Source organism: Bradyrhizobium sp. Leo114 (assembly GCF_055229415.2).
Map to the genome: position 1 here is coordinate 1 of NZ_JBUYEN020000258.1, position 260 is coordinate 260.

At 65.0% G+C, this 260-nt stretch carries 1 protein-coding gene; it reads left to right on the top strand.

Going from position 1 to position 260, the window contains the following annotated elements; all coding sequences use genetic code 11:
* Positions 1-67 precede the first annotated feature (67 nt).
* Positions 68-260 (top strand): hypothetical protein (locus ACZIRK_RS45645; RefSeq protein ID WP_474419905.1); only part of this gene is annotated, 193 nt, incomplete at its 3' end.

A 260-nucleotide genomic window follows, 5' to 3' on the forward strand; every position in this document is an offset into this window, starting at 1 on the left:
GGCCGTCTGCGTTTGCGCCAAAAGCGCCTTCAAGCGTTCGTTTTCGTCGCGCAGCGCCGCGATGCTCATGCGCTATTTCGAGCACATCGCCGCCGCGCGCGCCACGTTCAAAATAGCTTTCGAGTCATTCTGTCGCAGTTATCCCGCCGCCTGCGGGCGCCGCGCTTCCTCCGGGCGGACCAACCTCCAATCCAGGCCCTCGAACAAGGCCGCGAACATCGCCGGCGACATGCGCATCACGCCGTCCGCGATCGTTGGCC